This window comes from Methylobacterium sp. Leaf94, from assembly GCF_001426045.1.
In the GTDB taxonomy this organism is placed as follows: domain Bacteria; phylum Pseudomonadota; class Alphaproteobacteria; order Rhizobiales; family Beijerinckiaceae; genus Methylobacterium.
Genome location: NZ_LMRM01000064.1, coordinates 25,009 through 44,674, shown reverse-complemented (window position 1 = coordinate 44,674; position 19,666 = coordinate 25,009). Strand labels below are relative to the sequence as shown.

The 19,666-nt window shown below is 66.1% G+C and carries 16 protein-coding genes and 2 pseudogenes; 5 read left to right on the top strand and 13 right to left on the bottom strand.

The genetic code is table 11. The annotated features are described in order from the left end of the window. The first annotated feature begins 54 nt into the window (after positions 1-54). The gene (locus ASG63_RS22835; RefSeq protein WP_056222357.1) at positions 55-1,431 is read left to right on the top strand and encodes a DUF2252 domain-containing protein; all 1,377 of its coding nucleotides are present in this window, start codon (positions 55-57) and stop codon (positions 1,429-1,431) included. Positions 1,432-1,481: 50 nt separating this feature from the next. Here ASG63_RS22835 and ASG63_RS22830 read toward each other — a convergent pair whose 3' ends face one another. From ASG63_RS22830 to ASG63_RS22805, 6 genes are all read right to left on the bottom strand, one after another. Continuing rightward, positions 1,482-3,239 carry an MFS transporter gene (locus tag ASG63_RS22830; RefSeq protein WP_056222354.1) on the bottom strand — a complete coding sequence of 586 codons (1,758 nt, stop codon included), beginning with the start codon at positions 3,237-3,239 and terminating at the stop codon, positions 1,482-1,484. A gap of 334 nt (positions 3,240-3,573) precedes the next feature. Beyond that, the gene (locus ASG63_RS22825; RefSeq protein WP_056222351.1) at positions 3,574-5,268 is read right to left on the bottom strand and encodes a cation acetate symporter; all 1,695 of its coding nucleotides are present in this window, start codon (positions 5,266-5,268) and stop codon (positions 3,574-3,576) included. Next, the gene (locus tag ASG63_RS22820; RefSeq protein ID WP_056222348.1) at positions 5,265-5,573 is read right to left on the bottom strand and encodes a DUF485 domain-containing protein; all 309 of its coding nucleotides are present in this window, start codon (positions 5,571-5,573) and stop codon (positions 5,265-5,267) included. The genes ASG63_RS22825 and ASG63_RS22820 overlap by 4 nt, the downstream gene beginning before the upstream one ends. 129 nt (positions 5,574-5,702) lie before the next feature. After that, positions 5,703-7,652 (bottom strand): acetate--CoA ligase, encoded by a 1,950-nt coding sequence (gene acs / locus ASG63_RS22815; RefSeq protein WP_056222345.1) that lies wholly within the window; start codon positions 7,650-7,652, stop codon positions 5,703-5,705. Between the two features lie 147 nt (positions 7,653-7,799). Next, positions 7,800-8,057, bottom strand: coding sequence for a hypothetical protein (locus ASG63_RS22810; RefSeq protein ID WP_056222342.1), 258 nt, complete (start codon positions 8,055-8,057; stop codon positions 7,800-7,802). A gap of 75 nt (positions 8,058-8,132) precedes the next feature. Next, on the bottom strand, positions 8,133-10,466 hold the full coding sequence (locus ASG63_RS22805) for an ATP-binding protein (RefSeq protein ID WP_156394321.1): 2,334 nt from the start codon (positions 10,464-10,466) through the stop codon (positions 8,133-8,135). Between ASG63_RS22805 and ASG63_RS25745 the strand changes: the two genes are divergently transcribed. The 3 genes from ASG63_RS25745 to ASG63_RS22795 all read left to right on the top strand — a co-directional run bounded on the left by ASG63_RS25745 (position 10,455) and on the right by ASG63_RS22795 (position 11,973). Next, entirely contained in the window at positions 10,455-10,730 is a 276-nt protein-coding gene (locus ASG63_RS25745; protein WP_156394320.1) for a hypothetical protein, read from the top strand. The genes ASG63_RS22805 and ASG63_RS25745 overlap by 12 nt on opposite strands. Before the next feature lie 218 nt (positions 10,731-10,948). Next, positions 10,949-11,440, top strand: coding sequence for a phasin (locus tag ASG63_RS22800; RefSeq protein ID WP_056222335.1), 492 nt, complete (start codon positions 10,949-10,951; stop codon positions 11,438-11,440). Between the two features lie 218 nt (positions 11,441-11,658). Continuing rightward, positions 11,659-11,973 (top strand): hypothetical protein, encoded by a 315-nt coding sequence (locus ASG63_RS22795; RefSeq protein WP_056222941.1) that lies wholly within the window; start codon positions 11,659-11,661, stop codon positions 11,971-11,973. A 90-nt stretch (positions 11,974-12,063) separates the two neighbouring features. On the opposite strand, the gene ASG63_RS22790 is transcribed toward ASG63_RS22795, so the two are convergent. The 6 genes and pseudogenes from ASG63_RS22790 to ASG63_RS24810 form a co-directional block, all read right to left on the bottom strand. Further along, entirely contained in the window at positions 12,064-12,726 is a 663-nt protein-coding gene (locus ASG63_RS22790; RefSeq protein ID WP_056222332.1) for a L,D-transpeptidase, read from the bottom strand. Positions 12,727-13,830: 1,104 nt separating this feature from the next. Continuing rightward, positions 13,831-14,436 (bottom strand): annotated as a pseudogene (locus ASG63_RS26705) (transposase); the annotation flags it as partial. 1 nt (position 14,437) lies between these two features. Beyond that, a pseudogene (locus ASG63_RS26700) lies at positions 14,438-15,287 on the bottom strand (helix-turn-helix domain-containing protein); the annotation flags it as partial. A 1,057-nt stretch (positions 15,288-16,344) separates the two neighbouring features. Further along, positions 16,345-16,812 carry a hypothetical protein gene (locus ASG63_RS22775; protein WP_056222325.1) on the bottom strand — a complete coding sequence of 156 codons (468 nt, stop codon included), beginning with the start codon at positions 16,810-16,812 and terminating at the stop codon, positions 16,345-16,347. A 139-nt stretch (positions 16,813-16,951) separates the two neighbouring features. Further along, positions 16,952-17,137 (bottom strand): hypothetical protein, encoded by a 186-nt coding sequence (locus ASG63_RS22770; RefSeq protein ID WP_056222322.1) that lies wholly within the window; start codon positions 17,135-17,137, stop codon positions 16,952-16,954. A gap of 128 nt (positions 17,138-17,265) precedes the next feature. Continuing rightward, positions 17,266-18,114: an MBL fold metallo-hydrolase gene (locus ASG63_RS24810; RefSeq protein ID WP_162248666.1), complete on the bottom strand. Its 849-nt coding sequence runs from the start codon at positions 18,112-18,114 to the stop codon at positions 17,266-17,268. A gap of 392 nt (positions 18,115-18,506) precedes the next feature. Here ASG63_RS24810 and ASG63_RS22760 point away from each other — a divergent pair, with 392 nt between their 5' ends. Next, on the top strand, positions 18,507-18,788 hold the full coding sequence (locus ASG63_RS22760) for a DUF2312 domain-containing protein (protein ID WP_056222316.1): 282 nt from the start codon (positions 18,507-18,509) through the stop codon (positions 18,786-18,788). Between the two features lie 43 nt (positions 18,789-18,831). On the opposite strand, the gene ASG63_RS22755 is transcribed toward ASG63_RS22760, so the two are convergent. Then, a complete protein-coding gene (locus ASG63_RS22755) occupies positions 18,832-19,431 on the bottom strand; it encodes a tyrosine-type recombinase/integrase (protein WP_244480010.1) in 600 nt (199 codons plus the stop codon). Positions 19,432-19,666 lie beyond the last annotated feature (235 nt).

Below are 19,666 nucleotides of genomic sequence, written 5' to 3'. Positions count from 1 at the left end.
CGCCCGGGCGGCTGGGAACGGCTACGCTTCTTCGAGTCCACGAGGCCCGATCCCATGACTCATACGCACCAATCCAGCCGCCGCGACGAGCGCCGGGCGGCGGGCAAGCGCCTGCGCGAGCAGGTCTCGCGGGAGTCGCACGCCGACTGGCGGCCCGCACCGCAGCGCGATCCCCTCGCGATCCTCGAGGCCGGGGAAACCGGCCGGCTCGCCGAGCTCGTGCCCCTGCGCCGCGAGCGGATGCGGGCCGACCCGTTCGCCTTCCTGCGCGGGGCCGCCGCCGTGATGGCGGCGGACCTCGAGGGCGTACCGGTGCCGGGCATCCCGGTTCAGGCCTGCGGCGACTGCCACATCGGCAATTTCGGCGTCTACCGCAGCCCCGAGGGGCAGACGCTGTTCGACATCAACGATTTCGACGAGACCCTGTGGAACGTCGACTTCACCGTCGACGTGAAGCGCCTCGCCGCCAGCATCGCCCTGGCCGCCCTGCCGCACGGCGCGGACAAGGCGCGCCGTGCGGCGCGGGCCGGCGTCCGGGCCTATCGCGAACACATGCGCGAGCTCGCGGCCCTCTCGCCCCTGGCGATCTGGCACAGCCGGATCGACCTCGACCACGAGGTCGGGCGCCTCGGCGACGGCGACCTCTGCCGGCGCCTCCTGTCCGAGGCCGGGACCGAGAATGCCGATGGCCTCAGCCGCGGCGACGTGCCCACCCTCGCGGTGGCCCCGCACGAGACGGACCCGGTGGAGTGGCGCATCGCCGACAAGGCGCCGATCATCTTCCACGAGGGGCCCCGCGGCCTCACCGAGGCGGTGCGCGACGCGGCGGCGGCCCTGCTCGCCTACCCGCACAGCCTCACCGCCGACCGCTGGACCCTCCTCTCGCGCTACGCGCAGCGCGACGTCGCCTTCAAGGTCGTCGGCATCGGCTCGGTGGGGCTGGTCTGCACCGTCGGGATCTACAGCGACGCGGACGGCGCCCCGCTGTTCCTGCAGATCAAGGAAGCCCGCCCGTCCGTGATCGGCCAGCTCGCGCTCAAGCCCTTCAGCGTCGCCTCGGAGGGCCAGCGGGTCATCGACGGCCAGCGGATCATGCAGGCGGCGAGCGATCTCTTCCTCGGCACGACGGTCTCCGACGCGAGCGGCCGCTGCTACTACGTGCGCCAGCTGAAGAACCGGAAGCTGTCGGCGGTGGCGGAGATCCTCGCCGAGAGCGGGGCCAAGCCCTACGCCCGGCTCTGCGGCACGACCCTCGCCCGCGCCCATGCCCGCTCGGGCGATGCCGCGATGATCGCCGGCTATCTCGGCAAGGGATCCGCCTTCGACGAGGCGGTCGCCGACTTCGCCATGGCGTATGCCCGCCAGAGCATCGCCGACCACGCCCTGCTGGTCACCGACTTCCTGACGACGCCTGAGCCTCAAGCCACCTGAAACGAAAAGGGCCCCGCCTCGCGGCGGGGCCCCTCTGGGGAGAGCCGGCCTCAGCGGACCGGGTTCTCGTCGTAGGTGAAGATGTCGCGGTCCTTGGTCTCCGGGATGAAGAGGAGGCCGATGACGAAGGTCATCGCCGCGATCGCGATCGGGTACCACAGGCCGTTATAGATGTTGCCGGTCTGGGCGACGATGGCAAAGGAGGTGGCCGGCAGCAGGCCGCCGAACCAGCCGTTGCCGATGTGATAGGGCAGCGACATCGAGGTGTAGCGGATGCGGGTCGGGAACAGCTCCACCAGGGCCGCCGCGATCGGGCCGTAGACCATCGTCACGTAGAGGACGAGGATCGTCAGGATGCCGATGACGATGAGCTTCTGGCCCGTGAAGATGTCGATCGGGTTGGCGACCTTCACGATGGTGGCGTTGCCGGCGGGCGCCGGGTAGCCGGCGGCGGTCAGGGCGGCGGGAACCGACTTGGCGAAGGCCGGGTCGGCGACGGGGAAGTCCTTGCCCGCGATGGTCACGATGGTCGCCGCGCCCGCGGCGACCGGCTCGGTGGTGTAGTTCACGGCCGAACGGGCGAGCAGCGCCTTGGCGACGTCGCACTCCTTGGTGAACTTGGCGGTGCCCACCGGATTGAACTGGAACGAGCACTCGTCCGGGTTGGTCTTGACCACCACCGGCACCGTGGACTGCGCCTGGTAAAGCGCCGGGTTGGCGTTGGCGGTGAGCTGCTCGAACAGCGGGAAGTAGGTCAGCGCCGCGATCAGGCAGCCGCCGAGGATCACCGGCTTGCGCCCGATCTTGTCGGAAAGCGCGCCGAAGAACAGGAAGCCGCCGGTGGCGAGAAGCAGCGACCAGGCGATCAGCACGTTGGCGGTGAACTGGTCGACCTTGAGAATGCTCTGGAGGAAGAACAGGGCGTAGAACTGACCGGCGTACCAGACCACGGCCTGACCCGCGGTGAGGCCGAGGAGCGCGAGCAGCGCCCACTTGGCGTTGCGCCACTGGCCGAAAGCCTCCGAGAGCGGCGCCTTCGAGTGGGTGCCCTCTTCCTTCATCTTCTTGAAGGCTGGGCTCTCGTTCATCTGCAGGCGAATCCAGACGGAGATGCCGAGCAGCACGCAGGAGACGAGGAACGGGATGCGCCAGCCCCAGGCCTGGAAGGCCGTGATGGTGGTCTGGGTGCCGTCGGCGGCCGTGGTGACGGTGGGCGCGTAGGCGCCGTTCACGTAGCCCTGCGTCGACAGGATGATGACCAGCGAGAGCAGCAGGCCCAGCGTCGCCGTCGTCTGGATGAAGGCGGTGTAGAAGCCGCGGCGGCCGCGGGGCGCGTGCTCGGCCACGTAGACGGCGGCGCCACCGTACTCGCCGCCCAGAGCCAGGCCCTGCAGCATGCGCAGCGCCAGCAGCGTCACCGGGGCGACCCAGCCGATGCCGTAGCCGTTCAGGGTGTCGTAGGAGGGCAGCAGGCCGACGCAGAAGGTCGAGATGCCCATGATGAGGATGGTGATGAGGAAGGTGTGCTTGCGCCCGACCATATCGCCGAGCCGGCCGAACACCAGGGCGCCGAAGGGCCGGACCAGGAAGCCCGCCGCGAAGGCCAGCAGCGCAAAAATGTTCCGCGTCGCTTCCGGGTAGGCCGAGAAGAACTGCGCTCCGATGATCGTCGCGAGCGATCCATAAAGGTAGAAATCGTACCACTCGAAGACGGTACCGAGGGAAGAGGCTAGGATGACTTTCTTCTCGCCGGCGCTCATCGGCCGTGTGGCCGAATCGCTGACGGGAATTGCGCTGGACGCAACCATGGGACGTTTCTCCAAGTCTTGTTTTGCCCAGGCGTAGTCCGCCCGTGACGTGTTGGACCCTGCGGCGACCGCAGCATTGCGGCAAAAGCTGCCCGGACTGTTCAGCCCGCGGCTCGCCTGAGCCTAAGTCTGAGGACCCGCGGCTCGATGCTAGGCCATGCCACGTTTTCGCCCAAGTCCCCCGACGACCGCGAGAGATCGAATCCAGATATTTTTTTAGCCGTCCGCGAAGTTTTTTTGTCTTTGGCCGGGATTAAAGTCCGGCCCGGAAACGAAGAGGGGCGCGACTCGCGTCGCGCCCCCCTCGAGTGGCCTTCGTTTGCGTCAGCGGCGGCTAGTGCGCGTGGGCGCCGTCGGCACCGATTCCCGTCTCGGAGCGAACGAACTGCGCGTCGAACAGTGCGCGCTCGGCTTTCGCCCGCCGGGTGTTGTCGAGCTTCGAGACGAGGAAGATCGTCAGGAAGGCCAGCGGCATCGAGAACAGGGCCGGGTTGTCGTAGGGGAAGATCGCCACGGGATTGCCGAAGGTCGTCACCCAGACTGCCTTCGACAGCACCACCATCCCGACCGCCGCGACGAGGCCGACGAGGCCGCCGATGAGGGCACCCCAGGTGGTGGTGCCCTTCCACAGGATCGACATGGTCAGGACCGGGAAGTTGCAGCTGGCCGCCACCGAGAAGGCGAGGCCGACCATGAAGGCGACGTTCTGGTTCTCGAAAACGTAGCCGAGATAGATCGCCACGATGCCGATGACGACGGCGGCGATCTTGGAAAGCCGGACCTCCGCCGCCTCGTTGGTGCGCCCGCGGGCGATCACCTGAGCGTAAAGGTCGTGGCTGACCGCCGAGGCGCCGGCGAGCGTCAGGCCCGCCACCACCGCCAGGATGGTCGCGAAGGCCACGGCCGAGATGAAGCCCAGGAAGTACGGGCCGCCCACCGCGTTGGCGAGGTTCACCGCCACCATGTTGGTGCCGCCGATCATGCCCTTGAGCTTGTCGAAGGCGCCGGCCGCGTCGAGGGAGAAGTAGGCCGGGTCGGACATCAGCAGGGCGATACCGCCGAAACCGATGATGAAGGTGAGGATGTAGAAGTAGCCGATCAGGCCGGTGGCATAGAACACCGACTTGCGCGCCGCCTGGGCGTCCGACACCGTGAAGAAGCGCATCAGGATGTGCGGCAGGCCGGCCGTGCCGAACATCAGGCCGACACCCAGCGAGATCGCCTCGATCGGATTGTTGACGAGGCCGCCCGGCGCCATGATCGCGTCACCCTTGGGGTGGGTGGCGACGGCAGCGGCGAACAGGGTCTCGGGGTTGAAGCCGTACTTGTACAGCACGGCGCCGGCCATGAAGGTCGCCCCGCCCAGCAGCAGGCAGGCCTTGATCACCTGCACCCAGGTGGTCGCCTTCATGCCGCCGAAGGCCACGTAGACGATCATCAGCACGCCGACGATGATGACCGCGTAGAGGTAGGGCAGGCCGAACAGGAGCTGGATCAGCTTCCCCGCGCCGACCATCTGGGCGATCAGGTAGAACGCCACCACCACCAGCGTGCCGGTGGCCGATATGATGCGGATCGAGGTCTGGTCGAGGCGGAAGGAGGCGACGTCCGCGAAGGTGAACTTGCCGAGGTTGCGCAGGCGCTCCGCGATCAGGAACAGCACGATCGGCCAGCCGACGAGGAAGCCAGTGGAGTAGATCAGGCCGTCGAAGCCCGAGGTGTAGACCAGGCCCGAGATGCCCAGGAACGAGGCGGCGGACATGTAGTCGCCCGCGATGGCCAGGGAGTTGGTGCCGGCCGAGATGCCGCCGCCGGCGGCATAGAAATCGGCCGCCGACTTGGTGCCCTTAGCGGCCTTGTAAGTGATGCCGAGGGTGAACAGCACGAAGAACGCGAACATGCCGATGGCCGGCCAGTTCGTCGCCGACTGCTTGACCGCGCCGAGATCGGGGCCCGCCGCGTAGGCCGCCGTCACCGCCAGGGCCGCCAGAGCGGTGCCGAGGACGAGGGGATGCTTCGCGCGGATCATCGGCCGAGATCCCGCTTGAGGGCAGCGGTCAGCTGGTCGAAGCGGCCGTTGGCGCGCTGGACGTAGATGCCGGTGAGGATGAAGGCGAGCACGATCACGGCGACGCCGAGGACGAGGCCGAGGGAGGCGGTGCCGCCGCCGATCTTGACGGCGAGCAGCGCCTTGTCGAAGGCGATCAAGCCGATGAAGCCGAAATAGATCAGCAGCATGATGATGGTGAGGGTCCAGCCGAAGCGTGTCCGCTCGTGGACCAGTTCCTTGAAGTGCGGGCTCTGCGCGATCCGCGCAGTCTCCAGATCGGCCATGACGATTTTCTCCCAGGGATCCGCCTCTTGTCAGGGCGGCTTCCGGATTGAAGGCGTGTGAATTGTCGGCGCAGCAAATTGCGCGGACACGGGGTTGCCGTATCCGCGCGATCGAAGAGAACGGGGCGCTCAGTGCGTCCGGTTCTGACGATTCTCGATGAGGTCGTCGACCACCGCCGGCTCGGCGAGCGTCGAGGTGTCACCCAGCGAGGAGAACTCGTCCTCGGCGATCTTGCGCAGGATGCGGCGCATGATCTTGCCCGAGCGGGTTTTCGGCAGGCCCGGCGCGAACTGGATCAGATCCGGCGAGGCGATCGGACCGATCTCCTTGCGGACCCAGGTCACGAGTTCCTTGCGCAGTTCCTCCGAGCCCTCCTCGCCCTCCATCAGGGTGACGTAGGCGTAGATGCCCTGGCCCTTGAGATTGTGGGGATACCCGACGACCGCCGCCTCTGAGACCTTCGGGTGCGCGACGAGGGAGGATTCCACCTCCGCCGTGCCCATCCGGTGGCCCGAGACGTTGATGACGTCGTCGACGCGGCCGGTAATCCAGTAATAGCCGTCCGCGTCGCGGCGGCAGCCGTCGCCGGTGAAGTAGTTGCCCGGATAGGTCGAGAAGTAAGTCTGCTCGAAGCGCTCGTGGTCGCCGTAGACCGTACGCATCTGGCCGGGCCAGGAATCCTTGATGCAGAGGTTGCCCTCGCACGGCCCGTCCAGCGTCTTGCCCTCGGCATCGACCACGATGGGCTGGACACCGAAGAACGGCCGCGTCGCTGAGCCGGGCTTCAGCTTGGTCGCGCCCGGCAGGGGCGTGATCAGGATGCCGCCGGTCTCGGTCTGCCACCAGGTGTCGACGATGGGGCAGCGGGAATCGCCCACGACCTTGTAGTACCAGTCCCAGGCCTCCGGATTGATCGGTTCGCCGACCGAGCCGAGGACGCGCAGGGACGCGCGGGAGGTCTTCTTCACCGGGCCTTCGCCACCGCCCATGAGCGAGCGGATCGCCGTCGGGGCAGTGTAGAAGATGTTGACCTTGTGCTTGTCGACAACCTCCCAGAAGCGGGAGTTCGACGGATAGGTCGGGATTCCTTCGAACATCAGGGTCGTCGCGCCGTTCGCGAGGGGCCCGTAGACGATGTAGGAGTGGCCCGTGACCCAGCCGACATCGGCCGTGCACCAATAGACCTCGCCCTCGCGGTAATCGAAGACGTACTGGTGCGTCATCGAGGCGTAGACGAGGTAGCCGCCGGTGGTGTGGACGACGCCCTTCGGCTGACCGGTCGACCCCGAAGTGTAGAGGATGAAGAGCGGGTGCTCGGCCTCCACCGGCTCGGCCGGGCATTCGTCGGTGACCTGGGCGGCGGCCTCGTCGTAATAGACGTCGCGGCCGGGCTCCATGGCGATCGACGACCCGGTGCGGCGCACCACGACCACGTGGTCGACGCTGTCCTGGGGCAGGCGCGCGATGGCGGAATCCACATTGGCCTTAAGCGGCACCTTGCGGCCGCCGCGCAGGCCCTCGTCCGCCGTGATGACCATCTTCGAGGCGCAGCCCTCGATGCGCCCGGCCAGCGAATCCGGCGAGAAGCCGCCGAACACGATGGAGTGGATGGCGCCGAGGCGGGCGCAGGCGAGCATCGCGTAGGCAGCCTCGGGGATCATCGGCAGGTAAATCGTGACCCGGTCACCCTTGGACACGCCACGATTGCGCAGGACGTTGGCCATCTTGCCGACTTCAGAATGAAGCTGGCGATAGGTGATGTGCTTGGACTCGCTCGGGTCGTCACCTTCCCAGATGATCGCGACCTGATCGCCCCGCGACGCGAGGTGGCGGTCGATGCAATTGTAAGCGACGTTCGTCCGCCCGTCCTCGAACCACTTGATCGAGATGTGACCGGGCTCGAAACTCGTGTTCTTCACTTTCGTGAAGGGTGTCATCCAGTCGATGCGCTTGCCGTGCTCGCTCCAGAACCGCTCTGGATCGGCGACAGAGGCCTCGTACATGGCCAGGTACTTCGCGTTGTCGACGTGGGCGCCCTCGCTCCACGTCGAACGCACTTCGACTACCTTCTCGTCCATCGCGTTGTCCCTATCGGTGCCCGATCGTATCGCGACTGTTCACGCAGCCGGGTCTTCCAAATACCGTCATAGGCTCAACGAGATATTCCCCGCAAGCACCCATATGGCGCGGTGCGGGACAGGACCGGTCTTTTGTCTGAACACTCGTCAGTTGCACCCAATGCAGATGCCGGTCTCGACCTTCTTGTCGATGGCGCGCTGCTTGCGGGTGGTGTCCGACACGCGATCCTCTTCGGGGGCGGCCGCCCGGCCTGGAGGCTTGGTCACGCCGGTCGAAGTGATATTCCGGAACTGGCCGGCCGATCCTAGATTCGGCTCGGTGCCACTCTGTTGGGCCAGGGCCACCCCCGGCAGACCGATCGCCAGACCGGCGATCAACGTCAACGCACGCATCATCGTCTCCATGGCAGGGGAGGGCTCCTCTCCGCTGTGAATCCAACGCGCGCTGCGTGGGCCGGTTGCAGCGACCCCGGCCCGGTGTCAGGCCCGTTTCGTCGCCCCCGGTACGGGGAAGAGCATCTCCACCAGGGTTCCCTCGTCCTTCCGGCTGGAGATGCGGAAGCGACCGTGATTGGCCTCGGTCAGGGCCTTGGTCAGCGGCAGCCCGAGTCCGGTACCGCGGGATGGTTCGACCCGGGAGCCCGACCGGAAGGGATGCAGGGCGCCCTCCATCTCAGCCGCCGTCATCCCGACCCCGGTATCGCGGATGCGCAGGGCGATCTCCCCGCGATCCGCGAGCGACGTCGACACGATGACCTGTCCGCCGGCCTCGGTCAGCGCGATGGCGTTCGCGATGACGTTCATGGTCGCCTGGCGCACGAAACGCTCGTCGGCCGAGAGAACCGGCAGGTCGGTGGAGAAGCTGGTGCGCAGGACGATGCGCCGGCGGACGGCCTCCGGGTGGAGGAGGGTGACGCAGTGCGTCACCACGTCGTTCAGCGCGATGTCCGCGACGACGCGGTCGATCTTCCCGGCCTCGATCCGCGCCAGGTCCAGTAGATCCGTGAGGAGATCCAGCAGGCGCGCGCCCGAGGCGTGCACCTCCCGGAGGGATACGCGGTAACGCTCCGACCCCACGGGACCGACGGTCTCGTCGACGAGGCCCCCGAGCGAATCGAGCATCTGCTTGACCGGCGCCTGAAGGGTCTGAGCGACCTGAGCCAGGAGCTCGGCCTGCTGCGAGATCGCCTCCCGTGCCGCGATCGAACTCCGCAGGTCGGCCCCGCTCCGGTCGGCGGCTGCGGCCTCGTCGCGGATCACGGCGCAGACACGTTCCTCCGCGTCCCCCGAGAGCGGCAGCACCTTCACCCGAAGGCGCCGTCCCGTGCCGCGCACCGCCACCGGCACCTCGTCCCGCACCATTGAGCCCGGCTCGGCATGCAGGCGTGCCAGCAGATCGACGGCATGCTCCGAGGCGAACAGGCCAAGGAAGCTCGCGCCCACCACCTCGCGCGGATCGAGCCCGAAGGTCTCGGCGGTCCGGCGGTTCAGGGAGAGGATGCGGGCCTGGTGGTCGAGCAGCACGATGCCGTCCTCCAGCGCATCGAGGACCGCGCGGGCATCCACGCTATGGCGGGCGGCGAAATCCTGGGCGATCGCGGTCGCCGTCGCGGCGCGGGCTTCCTCGCTCGGCTCGGCATCGCGGGCGAGCAGGAGGTGGGCCGGTCGGCCGGCCCAATCGAGGGCGGAATGCTCGATCAGGACGCTGACCCGTCCGCCGTCCCGGGTCGTCAGCACCAAGGGTGCCTCACCCGCCGGTCGGGCCTGGGGATCGAGGCCACCGAACAGGTGTCCGATCCCACCGGCCGCCGTCAGATCCTCCCGCGTCGCGTACCCGACGAGGCGGAGGAGGGTCTGGTTGGCAAACAGCACGGTGTCGTCGCGATAGACCAAGACGCCGGAGGGGATGCGCTCCAGGGTCGCCACCATGGAGGCGTCGGGCGACAGGTCGTCGGCCGACCGCGCGAACGGAACCGGAAACGGCATCACCGCGCAGGGAAGGCTGGGCTCGGCCTCCCTGTCCGAACGATCGTCGCCCGCGAACCGGGCACCGAGGGCCCGTGCGATCTCGCGGAACGCCGCGTGCTCGTGGCTCGAGAGATGCGGATCGCCGGAATCGACCGCCGGCTCGACCGGCACATCGGCCTCGGTATGCGAGGCCGCGGGCGCGTCGGGCACGACCGCGTCCGCGGTCGTCGCCTGGGCGGGCGCCGCCGCGACCGTCGGTGCCGGCGGCGCCGCGACGGGACCTGTGATCGACCGGATCTGCCCGAAGCCGCGACATCCCGATCCGGCCCGGCTCTTCGGAGCGCCGGACATTTCGAGATCGCAGAGGGCGCCATCCGCCGCGATCAACGTCAGCGGGATCGCCCGGAAGGTCCGCCCAAGATCGAGGGCGGCGAGAAGGCCGCCGGCATCGCGCAGGATGTCCGCATCCGCCAGCGCCTGCCAGCTCCGCCCCTCAAGGCGCCGGCGCAAGCCCGGTCCGGCCGCCGACGAAACCTGGAGGATCGTCCCCGCCGCGTCGCTTTCCCAGGTGAAGCGCTGCCGGGCGACGATCGGCTCCCCCGTCTCCACGACGGGTTCGCTCGCGACCGGCGCGCCCGTGTGCTCCGCCGCGTCCGGCTCGGCGATCGCAGCCGTGTCGACGGCCGGCACACCGGGTGCGCGGCGCCCGCGGAGAGCCTGCAGACGCATCGGGAGCGGTGAGTTCGCGAGGAGCACGACCGCGTCGCGCGACTCGGCGAGGGCAATGCGCATCACGCTGACCAGGACCGGCGGTGCCAGGCGCCGGGCATCGAGATGCAGGCGCATGAGCACCGGCTGGTCCTTTCGCAGGCGAGCCTGCGCGATCTGCTCGCCGAGCCTGAGCCCCGCGTCGACGCGGCCGTCCGCTCCGCTGATGCCGTCCCGCAGATTCGCGGCCCGCGGCGACGCGTGCAGGATGCGCGTCCCGTCCGCATCAAGGAGCAGAACCGCCGTCTTCGAATCGCTCAGGCTGGGGCCGAGGCGCGAATCATCCGCGCATCGACGCAGAGCCGCCTGAATCGCCCCGTCGTCATTCCCGCCAGGCCCTGAGGCTCCACTCTCGAACATCCGCACCTGTTTCGCGTGACGAATCTTGGAACGTGACGTCCTTTTTACCGCGTCACCGCCTCTCCATAAGCCACGAGAGGGGCCGCCGCACGTTTACCTGTTGTCAACCTTAATGCGCCCGAGCAGGGTGGCATAGGGCCGGCGCTGTGCTATTGTGCAGTGCACAACGCGCCATCAACAACGAGATCGAGGAGAGGATAATGAACAGCACCCCGAATTACGAGGTTCCCGCCGAGATGCGCGATTTCGCCGAGAAGAGCGTCGATCAGGCCCGCAAGGCGTTCGACACCTTCATCAGCGCCGCCCGCCGCACCGCCGACACCGTGCAGGGCTCCGCCGAGATGGCGCGCACCAACGCCCAGGACGTGTCCGCCCGCGGCTTCGAATTCGCCGAGCAGAACGTGACGGCGGCGTTCGACCTCGCCCAGAAGCTCGTCCGCTCCCGCGACCTGCAGGAAGCGATGCAGCATCAGGCCGAGTTCGTTCGCAGCCAGTTCGCCGCCATCCAGGCCCAGGCCAAGGAATTCGGCGGCCTCGCCCAGTCGGCGATGCAGCAGAGCGCCGAGAAGGCCAAGGGCGCCATGCAGGAGGGCGCCGAGCACGCCCGCAAGGCGATGGAGCAGGGTTCCGAAGCCGCTCGCAAGGCCGGCAGCGATGCCGAGCAGGCCATGCGGAACGCCACCAACTCCTAAGTCTCGCTCCGCGAAGCCCTCGCGGCTTCCGCCTCGCAGCCCGCTTCGCCCTTCGGCCAAGCGGGCTGTTCGCGTTCGAGCCCGGGCGTGCAGAGCGGCACCGGCTGCGATGCGAACCGTCGCGAACCCGACTTGCCCGCCACGGGCGGGTCTCCTAACCCTGTCGCCGCGCTTGCCCGAGTGTTCCGGGCCGGCGCTGTCAACGAGGGCGTATGACCATGCGACGTATCACCCGAGGCAGTCTGATCCTCACGGTCCTCGCCGGGCTTTTCGCGGCAAAGGGCGCCAGCGCGCAATATGATGACGACGGCTACGACAGGCCGCCGCCGCGCCGCGCCTATGACGAGCGCCGCCTGCCGCCCCGTCGCGAGGTCGGCCTGAACTGCGATGCGGTGCAGTCGGGCCTGACCGGCTACCAGCCCTATTCCTGCCCGCTGCCGGGTCCGCGCCCCCTCGGTGCGCGCTGCTTCTGCGACATGCCGATCGCGCCCTTCAGCCCACCGCAGACCGCGGTCGGGCGCGTGGTCCCGTGAGCGGTCGACGATCCGACGCCCGGAACGCCGAAGGCCGCGTCATCCTTCCGGATGGCGCGGCCTTCGCGTGATCGTCCCTGTCGCGGGAAATCAGTTCAGAACGACGACCTTGGCGCCGACCTTCACACGCTCGTAGAGGTCGGTGACGTCCTCGTTGGTCATCCGGATGCAGCCCGACGACACGGCCTGACCGATGGTATCCGGCTCGTTGGAGCCGTGAATGCGGTATTCGGTGTTGCCGATGTACATGGCGCGGGCGCCCAGGGGGTTCTCGACGCCACCCGCCATGTAACGCGGCAGGTCGGGGCGACGGGCGATCATCGCGGCCGGGGGCGTCCACGACGGCCATTCCTTCTTCGCCGTCACCGTCTTGACGCCCGACCAGGTGAAGCCCGGACGGCCGACGCCGACGCCATAGCGGATCGCTTCGCCATTCGGCATCACGAAGTAGAGGCGCCGCTCGGCCGTGGAGACCACGATCGTGCCCGGCTTGTAGTTGCCGTCGAAGGCCACGATCTCGCGCGGGATCGGGGCGACCTGCGCCTGGGGCGCCGCCTGGTAGCCCTGGCCGGCGGTGGCCGGGTAGCCGTACGGATCGTCGGTCGCGCGGCCGTAGCCGTAGGCCGGATCGGACGCGTAGTAATCCTCGCCGGCATTCGTGCCGAACGGATCATAGGGAGCCGCCGCAACAGGGCTCGTGGAGAGAACGCAGACACCGAGTAAGCCTGCGAGGGCAGTCGCCAAGGTCTTCATGTTGGGTCCCTTACCTATGCCGTAACCTTTGCTATACAAGCGTAAGCATGGAGAGTGGTTCCACGGCCCGCGAGGATTCCGTCATTTTTGCGGCGCCCCCGGTTTTAATCCGTTCCTTCTGCCGCGCGCTGGAGGGCGGCGACGTCGCCTTTACCAGGGACTGCATGGCGGTGAAGACCCGACCGGCCCAGGCGGGATCGCCGGAACGATCGGCCAGGGCACACCCCAGCGGTCGCGCAGCCAGCCCCACGGGATATGGGAACCGCCCTCCGCCCGGCGCCCGATCCGGAGCCAGTCGACGCTGCCCGATCCACGCAGGCAACCTTGATCGCAGCGGCCGTGCCGTCATCGGCCGCCACGTCGCCGTTCAGGGCCTGGAAGCTCTGCCCGCCGAGGGTGAGCGGATCAGGATCACGTCGCCGGGCCAGGGGCCGCGGGCCCGCGGGAGGTGATCGGGGCGGGAGTCCGGCACCCGCGAGACGTCGTGGCGGATCGCCTCTTCTGCATTGCACGTATACCGGAGGTTCGTGCAGATTGGCGCGCTGACCTTGACGCTCTTCTCGGAGATGACCGCATTCCACTTCGTTGGTCCTCAGGGCGGCCTGGGCGAAGGCCGCGTCAGAGGTTTGCGGCGAGCGCGGCCCCATTCGTTTGGGAAGCCCATGGCCACCTGGGCCGCGCAGTCCTCCGCCGACCAGTGCCGCAACCGCGTGATGTGGCGGGTGGCCTCGCCCTCCGGCGCGAAGGTGACGAGGCCGGTGGAGAGCGGTTTGGCCGAGGGGTCCCGGGCCGGGACATGGGGCGTTCGTGGAGACTGTCCGTCGTCAGATGATTTGGGACATTCAGCGGTGTTCAGGAGCGGAGGCTCTGGTCCATCTGGGGTGAGAGGTTAGGCGGCCTGCGCGTGGTGGCGCACGCCCTGCTTGCCCGACGTCCCGAAGGGCCCGAGGCGTTGCCGGAAGCCATCGAGAGCAGACCGTCGCGACTGGAAGCATTCCGCTCGATACTTGGAACTCAAGACTAAGAATGCTGTCCGTCGTCAGATGATTTGGGACATTCAGCGGTGTTCAGGAGCGGAGGCTCTGGTCCATCTGGGGTGAGAGGTTAGGCGGCCTGCGCGTGGTGGCGCAAGCGTCGTTCCATGAGGGTCTGGCGCTTGATGCGTTCCCGCTCGGCCAGGATCCCTTCGCCGCGTCCGAAGTAGACGTCAGCGGGCGTGAGGTTGCTCAGGCTCTCATGGGCTCGGGCATGGTTGTAGTGTTCGACGAAGTCGGCAACCTGCGTCTCCAACTCGCCGGGCAAGTAGGCGTGTTCGAGCAGGATGCGGTTCTTGAGCGTCTGATGCCAACGTTCGATCTTGCCCTGCGTTTGAGGATGGCATGGCGCACCGCGGATGTGGGTCATGCCCCGAATGCCGAGCCAGTCGGCCAGGTCGCTGGCGACGTAGCTCGGCCCGTTGTCGGAGAGCAGGCGTGGCCGCGGCATCACCCGCGCCTGATCGAGCCCCGCCGCACCCAGCGCCAGGTCGAGCGTGGCGGTGACGTCGCTGGCCTGCATCGTCGTGCACAGCTTCTAGGCGACGATGTAGCGTGAGAAGTCGTCCAGGACCGTCGACAGGTAGTACCAGCCCCAGCCAACGACCTTCAGGTAGGTGAAGTCCGTCTGCCAAAGCTGGTTGGGCGCGGTGGTCTTGTCGCGGAACTCGGCGGCNACCGTCGACAGGTAGTACCAGCCCCAGCCAACGACCTTCAGGTAGGTGAAGTCCGTCTGCCAAAGCTGGTTGGGCGCGGTGGTCTTGTCGCGGAACTCGGCGGCRGCCTTGATGACGATATAGGCCGGGCTGGTGATCAGGTCCTGAGATTTGAGTAACCGGTAGACGGTCGCTTCCGAGACGAAGTAGCGCCGTTCGTCGGTGAAGCGCACCGCCAGCTCACGCGGACTGAGTTCAGGCTGCTCCAAGGCCAGGGCAACGATCTGCTCGCGGATCTCCGCAGGCAGGCGGTTCCAGACCCGGCTCGGCTGCGAAGGATGGTCCTTCAATGCCTCTGGGCCGCCGCGCTGGTAGGCGTCGTACCAGCGGTAAAACGTCGAGCGCGTGATGCCGAGCTTGTCCAGGGTGGCACGCACCGGCAGGTGGGATTGCTCGACCAGCCGGATGATCTCCAGCTTCTCGGGGGCCGGGTACCTCATGCCTCGTCGCCCCCAGCCCCACTCATACTTTTTTTGAGCAGGCGATTCTCCAGCACGAGATCAGCCACGACCTCTTTGAGCGCCCCCGTCTCGCGGCGCAGATCCCGCACCTCGTCCGTCGTTGCCGCACGCGCCGTGTCGCCGGACAGGCGCTTCTTGCCAGCCTCCAGGAACTCCTTGGACCAGCCGTAGTACATCGAGGCGGCGATCCCCTCGCGCCGGCACAGCTCGGCGATGCTGTCCTCGCCGCGCAAGCCTTCCAGCACCACGCGGACCTTCTCCTCGGACGAGAACTGCCGACGTGTGGCCCGGCGGATGTCCTTGATCACCGCTTCTGCCGGTTTCTTCGCCGGTCCGGATGTCTGCTTCATCTTCGCTCCTCAGGGGCTACGATGAACCAGCCATCCTCCGTTCGGGAAGACCCTCATTCTGTCCCACAGGTGCTGACGTCGGACAGGCGGTAACGATCTGCGTGGTGAGTTCCACCAGATCGTCATGCCGTCCTCGTGTTGAACCCGGTCCGGATGTCTGCTTCATCTTCGCTCCTCAGGGGCTACGATGAACCAGCCATCCTCCGTTCGGGAAGACCCTCATTCTGTCCCACAGGTGCTGACGTCGGACAGGCGGTAACGATCTGCGTGGTGAGTTCCACCAGATCGTCATGTTCGCCAGCTTCAATGGCCATCCGTGCTCCTTGAGACCTGAACCTCACGAGGGTCAGGTATCACGGAAACCAGGGCTATCAAGTCACCAGAGGGCCCGAGGAAGCCGACGCTTCCAGCGCTCGCCGGGCTTCAAGGTTGCGACCTGCTGCGTACGCCTCGCGGAACGCACCTGTGCCACGACAGGCAGCGCAACTCCGGCGGCATCAGCTTCAGCGATAGCGTCAACAGCCGACGTGGGGACCTGCCGTTGAGCCTGTGCCTCATCAGAGACCGGCGTGCCTACATCAGCGATTGCCGAGCTCTTCGTGCGTTTGGCGGGCGGCTTTACCCGGCGTACCCGCGGCAACCGCTCCTCAGCAGGGGCCTCGCGCACCTCAGAAGCTTCTGACTCAACGGGCATGGCGAACATCGGCACAAGACTTGGCAGCACTCGCCGTGCCGGCGTTTCGGCACGCACAGGCTCGGCAGGCGGCACGTATGTAGGTTCAACTTCAGCCGTCGACTTCGCCGCGGCAGTCAGCTCTGCACCCCAGACACTCTGGCTTGTCCGAGTGCGGGCCGTGGCAACAATCAGCGAAACGCGGGAGGTACGGGTATGCTTGATTTCGACCGTGAGCGGTCGCGCGCTACGGCGCTTCATGTATGGAAAGATCCTGAAAATTACACGCTCAGCGGCGCAAAACGCGCCGGCAGCGGAAGCACATCATATGACGCACAGGCTATCCGTGTCCAGCCACGCTTCAACACAGATGCGCCTTCCGCCCTAGATAAACGCGTGTTTGCGCAATTCCTTTATCGATCCTTGCGCACTGCAGTGATGAATGAAGATACCGCCAGCCTGCTCCCACAGGTGCCGGTACTTCTCCCGGTCATCCACCAGCGCGTCGCCGGGACGACAGTGCTCCCGCTTCAACGCGGCGCTTGTGGTGATCACTTCGACGCCCGGAAAGTGACGTTCCGCCCATAGCCGCTTCTGTGGCTCAGCCCAGTTTCCGCGTGGCAGGCCGGTCAAGATGACCGGTTTCGAGTGCTGAACTGCCTCGTACAGTTCCATGGCATCCGGCAGAAGCGGCAGTACACCGAAGAAGCTGTCGAGCGAGGCGAGCTTGCCCCAGAAGCGCTTGAGGCCAAAGCGGCGCTCGAACTCTTCCGGTGGCATCCCGAAGGCTTGGGTCGCGCCGGCATCAAAGTCAGCAAGTACGCCATCGCAATCCAGAAACACTGTTGGCATCAGACGTTCACAACCTCACGCATTCGGCTCCGATAGCCTGGACCAGCAACAGCGACATCCAAGAGTGGGTTCAGCACGCAGTGCCGGCTTCTGCGCAGCAGTGATCCATCTCCGAAAGGATCGGATGCATGCGGGGTGATCAAAGGCTCCTCGAAACAACCCCGAGGGCCAGCACGAGGTATGCACCGAGGAAGAACCACGTCCGAAACTTCACAACCGTGGGGCCGATCGTGGGGATGCGCAGGTAGAGGCTGGCGACAGCGAGCCCGATCAGAACGAGCGAAACAAGGAACGTGATAGCTCGTGGCGGGGAGAGGTTCAGCATGCCCCCATCCTGGTGCCGCATCGTTGAGGAGTCGTGAACTACCCCAGCGCTCCGCCAAACCCCAACAGCTCCGCCCGTAGCGACGTGCTCTCTCTCCCGCCCAGCCAAACCGGCACACGCGCATTCGTTCATTGTGATTCGAAGGCAACCTGGAACTCGGTAGCCAGCGCATTTGGCTGGTCCATGTAGCGAGCCGAATGATGGAATAGCACCGCACGCCGGACCTCAGCATCGCGAGCGAGCGTCGCCGCTCGGTGAGCGGTGAGATGGCGAGTACGCTCGGCGACTTCTCGGTCTGCCTCCAGGAACACTGCCTCGATGAAAAACTCGTCAGCCCTTAGGGCCAGCCGACAGATATGCTCAGCATTGTCTGGGGTATCGGCCGCATCAGTGACGTAGGCGATCTTCTGACCAGGACCTATGCGAAGCACCTGCTCCTGAAGTTCGGCAAGGCTGAGAGAGATATCGGGGGCTACAGGGATGCGTGTCTCACCTGGCATCTTTCGAAGCGTAGCCAGCTTGGCCTCACGAAGCCACGGACCCGGCGCAAAGCCCAATTGGTCGAGCGCTCCCTGCCAGACACTGACGCGTATCGGCTCTACGAGCGCAAAGGCGAGCGAAGGGATGCCATGGTCGAGAACGGCGGCCTCAACCCGAAAGCGTTCCTCGATCAGTACCAACCCAAGTCCGAGCGCTGGCGGCTCAATCCGGCGCTCACGAAATGCATCACGCGCCCGAAACTCTGCTGCGGCAGACACGTGTCCATGGGTGAATTCGTCGACGGTGATGCGGAAATCCGGGGAATGCTCGCCCAAGAGGTTCCACTTATAGGCGTGGAGACGGTGCGCCACACGCTTGATGAAGCCGGCTGGACCAACGAGGTGAAGCGGCTGGGGCCGGTGAAGGCAGACACGCAGCAGACGGTCAAAGCCGGCAAAGTGGTCCATATGCGCGTGCGAGACGAAGACGTCGCTCACGCGCATCAGCTCCCGTGCCTAAAGTGCTGCGACATCGCCGAGGTCGAATAGCAGAGCGCGGCGGCTCTCGCGGAAGTCGAGGTAGACACAAGGATCCGAGAAGGGATCATTTACGAGGCGGGTTTGTACGAGGCGGCTCACCCGTGCCAACGCACCGGCAGACGAACTGTTCGGCGGCACAGCTGTGATGCCTCAGGGGCTGATCTTAGGGGGCAGCCAGTAGGTCTGATGTGCAAGACGCTGAAGCGGGCCTGAAAGGCACGCGACCGTCTCTCAACGAGCGCCAGGTTTGACACACTGATGGTGGCACCACTCACATCGAGCGGACAGCCTTAACCTCTCGCTTACCCAAACCCGCGAGGTTGCCGGCCTGGATTGGCTAGGGAGACAGCATGTCCGACACCATCGACACCGTTGGCGTTGCCGGCGACCGCATCCGCTCGATGATCGAGCGCGTCGAGAAGGTCGAGGAAGAGATCAAGGACCTCATGGAGGCCAAAAAGGAGATCTTCCTGGAGGCTAAAGGCGAGGGTCTGGACGTAAAGATTCTCAAGGAGATCCTCAAGCTGCGCAAGCTTGATCAGGATGAGCGTGATGAGCACGAGACGCTCCTCGACGTCTACATGCGAGCAATGGATACTCCGAGCCCAGCGCCGATGGCTGAGGCGGCCTGAGCGGCAGTCGAGAACATTACCGAGCGATAAGCTGCCGCGGGGGTCAGAGGATCTCCACGGCAGCGCGCATCATCTTATCGTTGACGTCGATGTAGCGCTGCGTGGTGGAGAGATGTCGGTGCCCGGCGAGCATCATGATGGCCTTCGGCGAGATGCCCGCGTGAGCGAGCTTTGTAATGAACCAGCGCCGGCCGCTATGGCTCGATCCGCCATCCAAACCTGCAATGTCGTACCAGTTCCGCATGAGCTGACACAGCGTATTCGCGCTGAACGCCGAGCGCTTGTGAGTGATCAGCACCGGCTGCGCTAGGGCAGGGGGCTGAGCCAGGCTGCCCCGGTACTGCTCCACCTCCCTGCGCAGCCGAGCGTTCAGGAACACCACTCGTGCGTGCCCGCCCTTGGTGACGGCCGCGCTGAGCCTCAGTTGCTCCCGAACCTTAGTCTCGCCGTTGAGGAGGTCGCCCCACCTGAGGGATGCAATCTCTCCCACTCGTAGCCCGGCTAAGTAGCTCAGCATGAGGGCCATACGGTTGCGATGCCCATATTTGGCCTGGCTTACCACTACAGCCAGACGCTTGAATTCAGCCTCGGTGGGCACCCTGGCCTGCTTCATCAGAACCTCATGTTTTGTGCGGATCAGCAACAAAGCATGCTGTTTCCAATTGACTGGAAAGGCGAGGCCTAGAACTAAATCAGCGCCAGCAAAGACTTAGCTTGATATCGAACATCATAATTCACAGCTTTTATGACGTTTCTTTTTTGGCCACCCGGTGCGGAGCTTTTGACTCGCCTAATTAAAACATGATCATTTCCGCTCGCGACCTTTCTCAGACTTCGCGAATGTCCGCTTCCCGGGTGTCCCGTGAACCGGAGTTGTA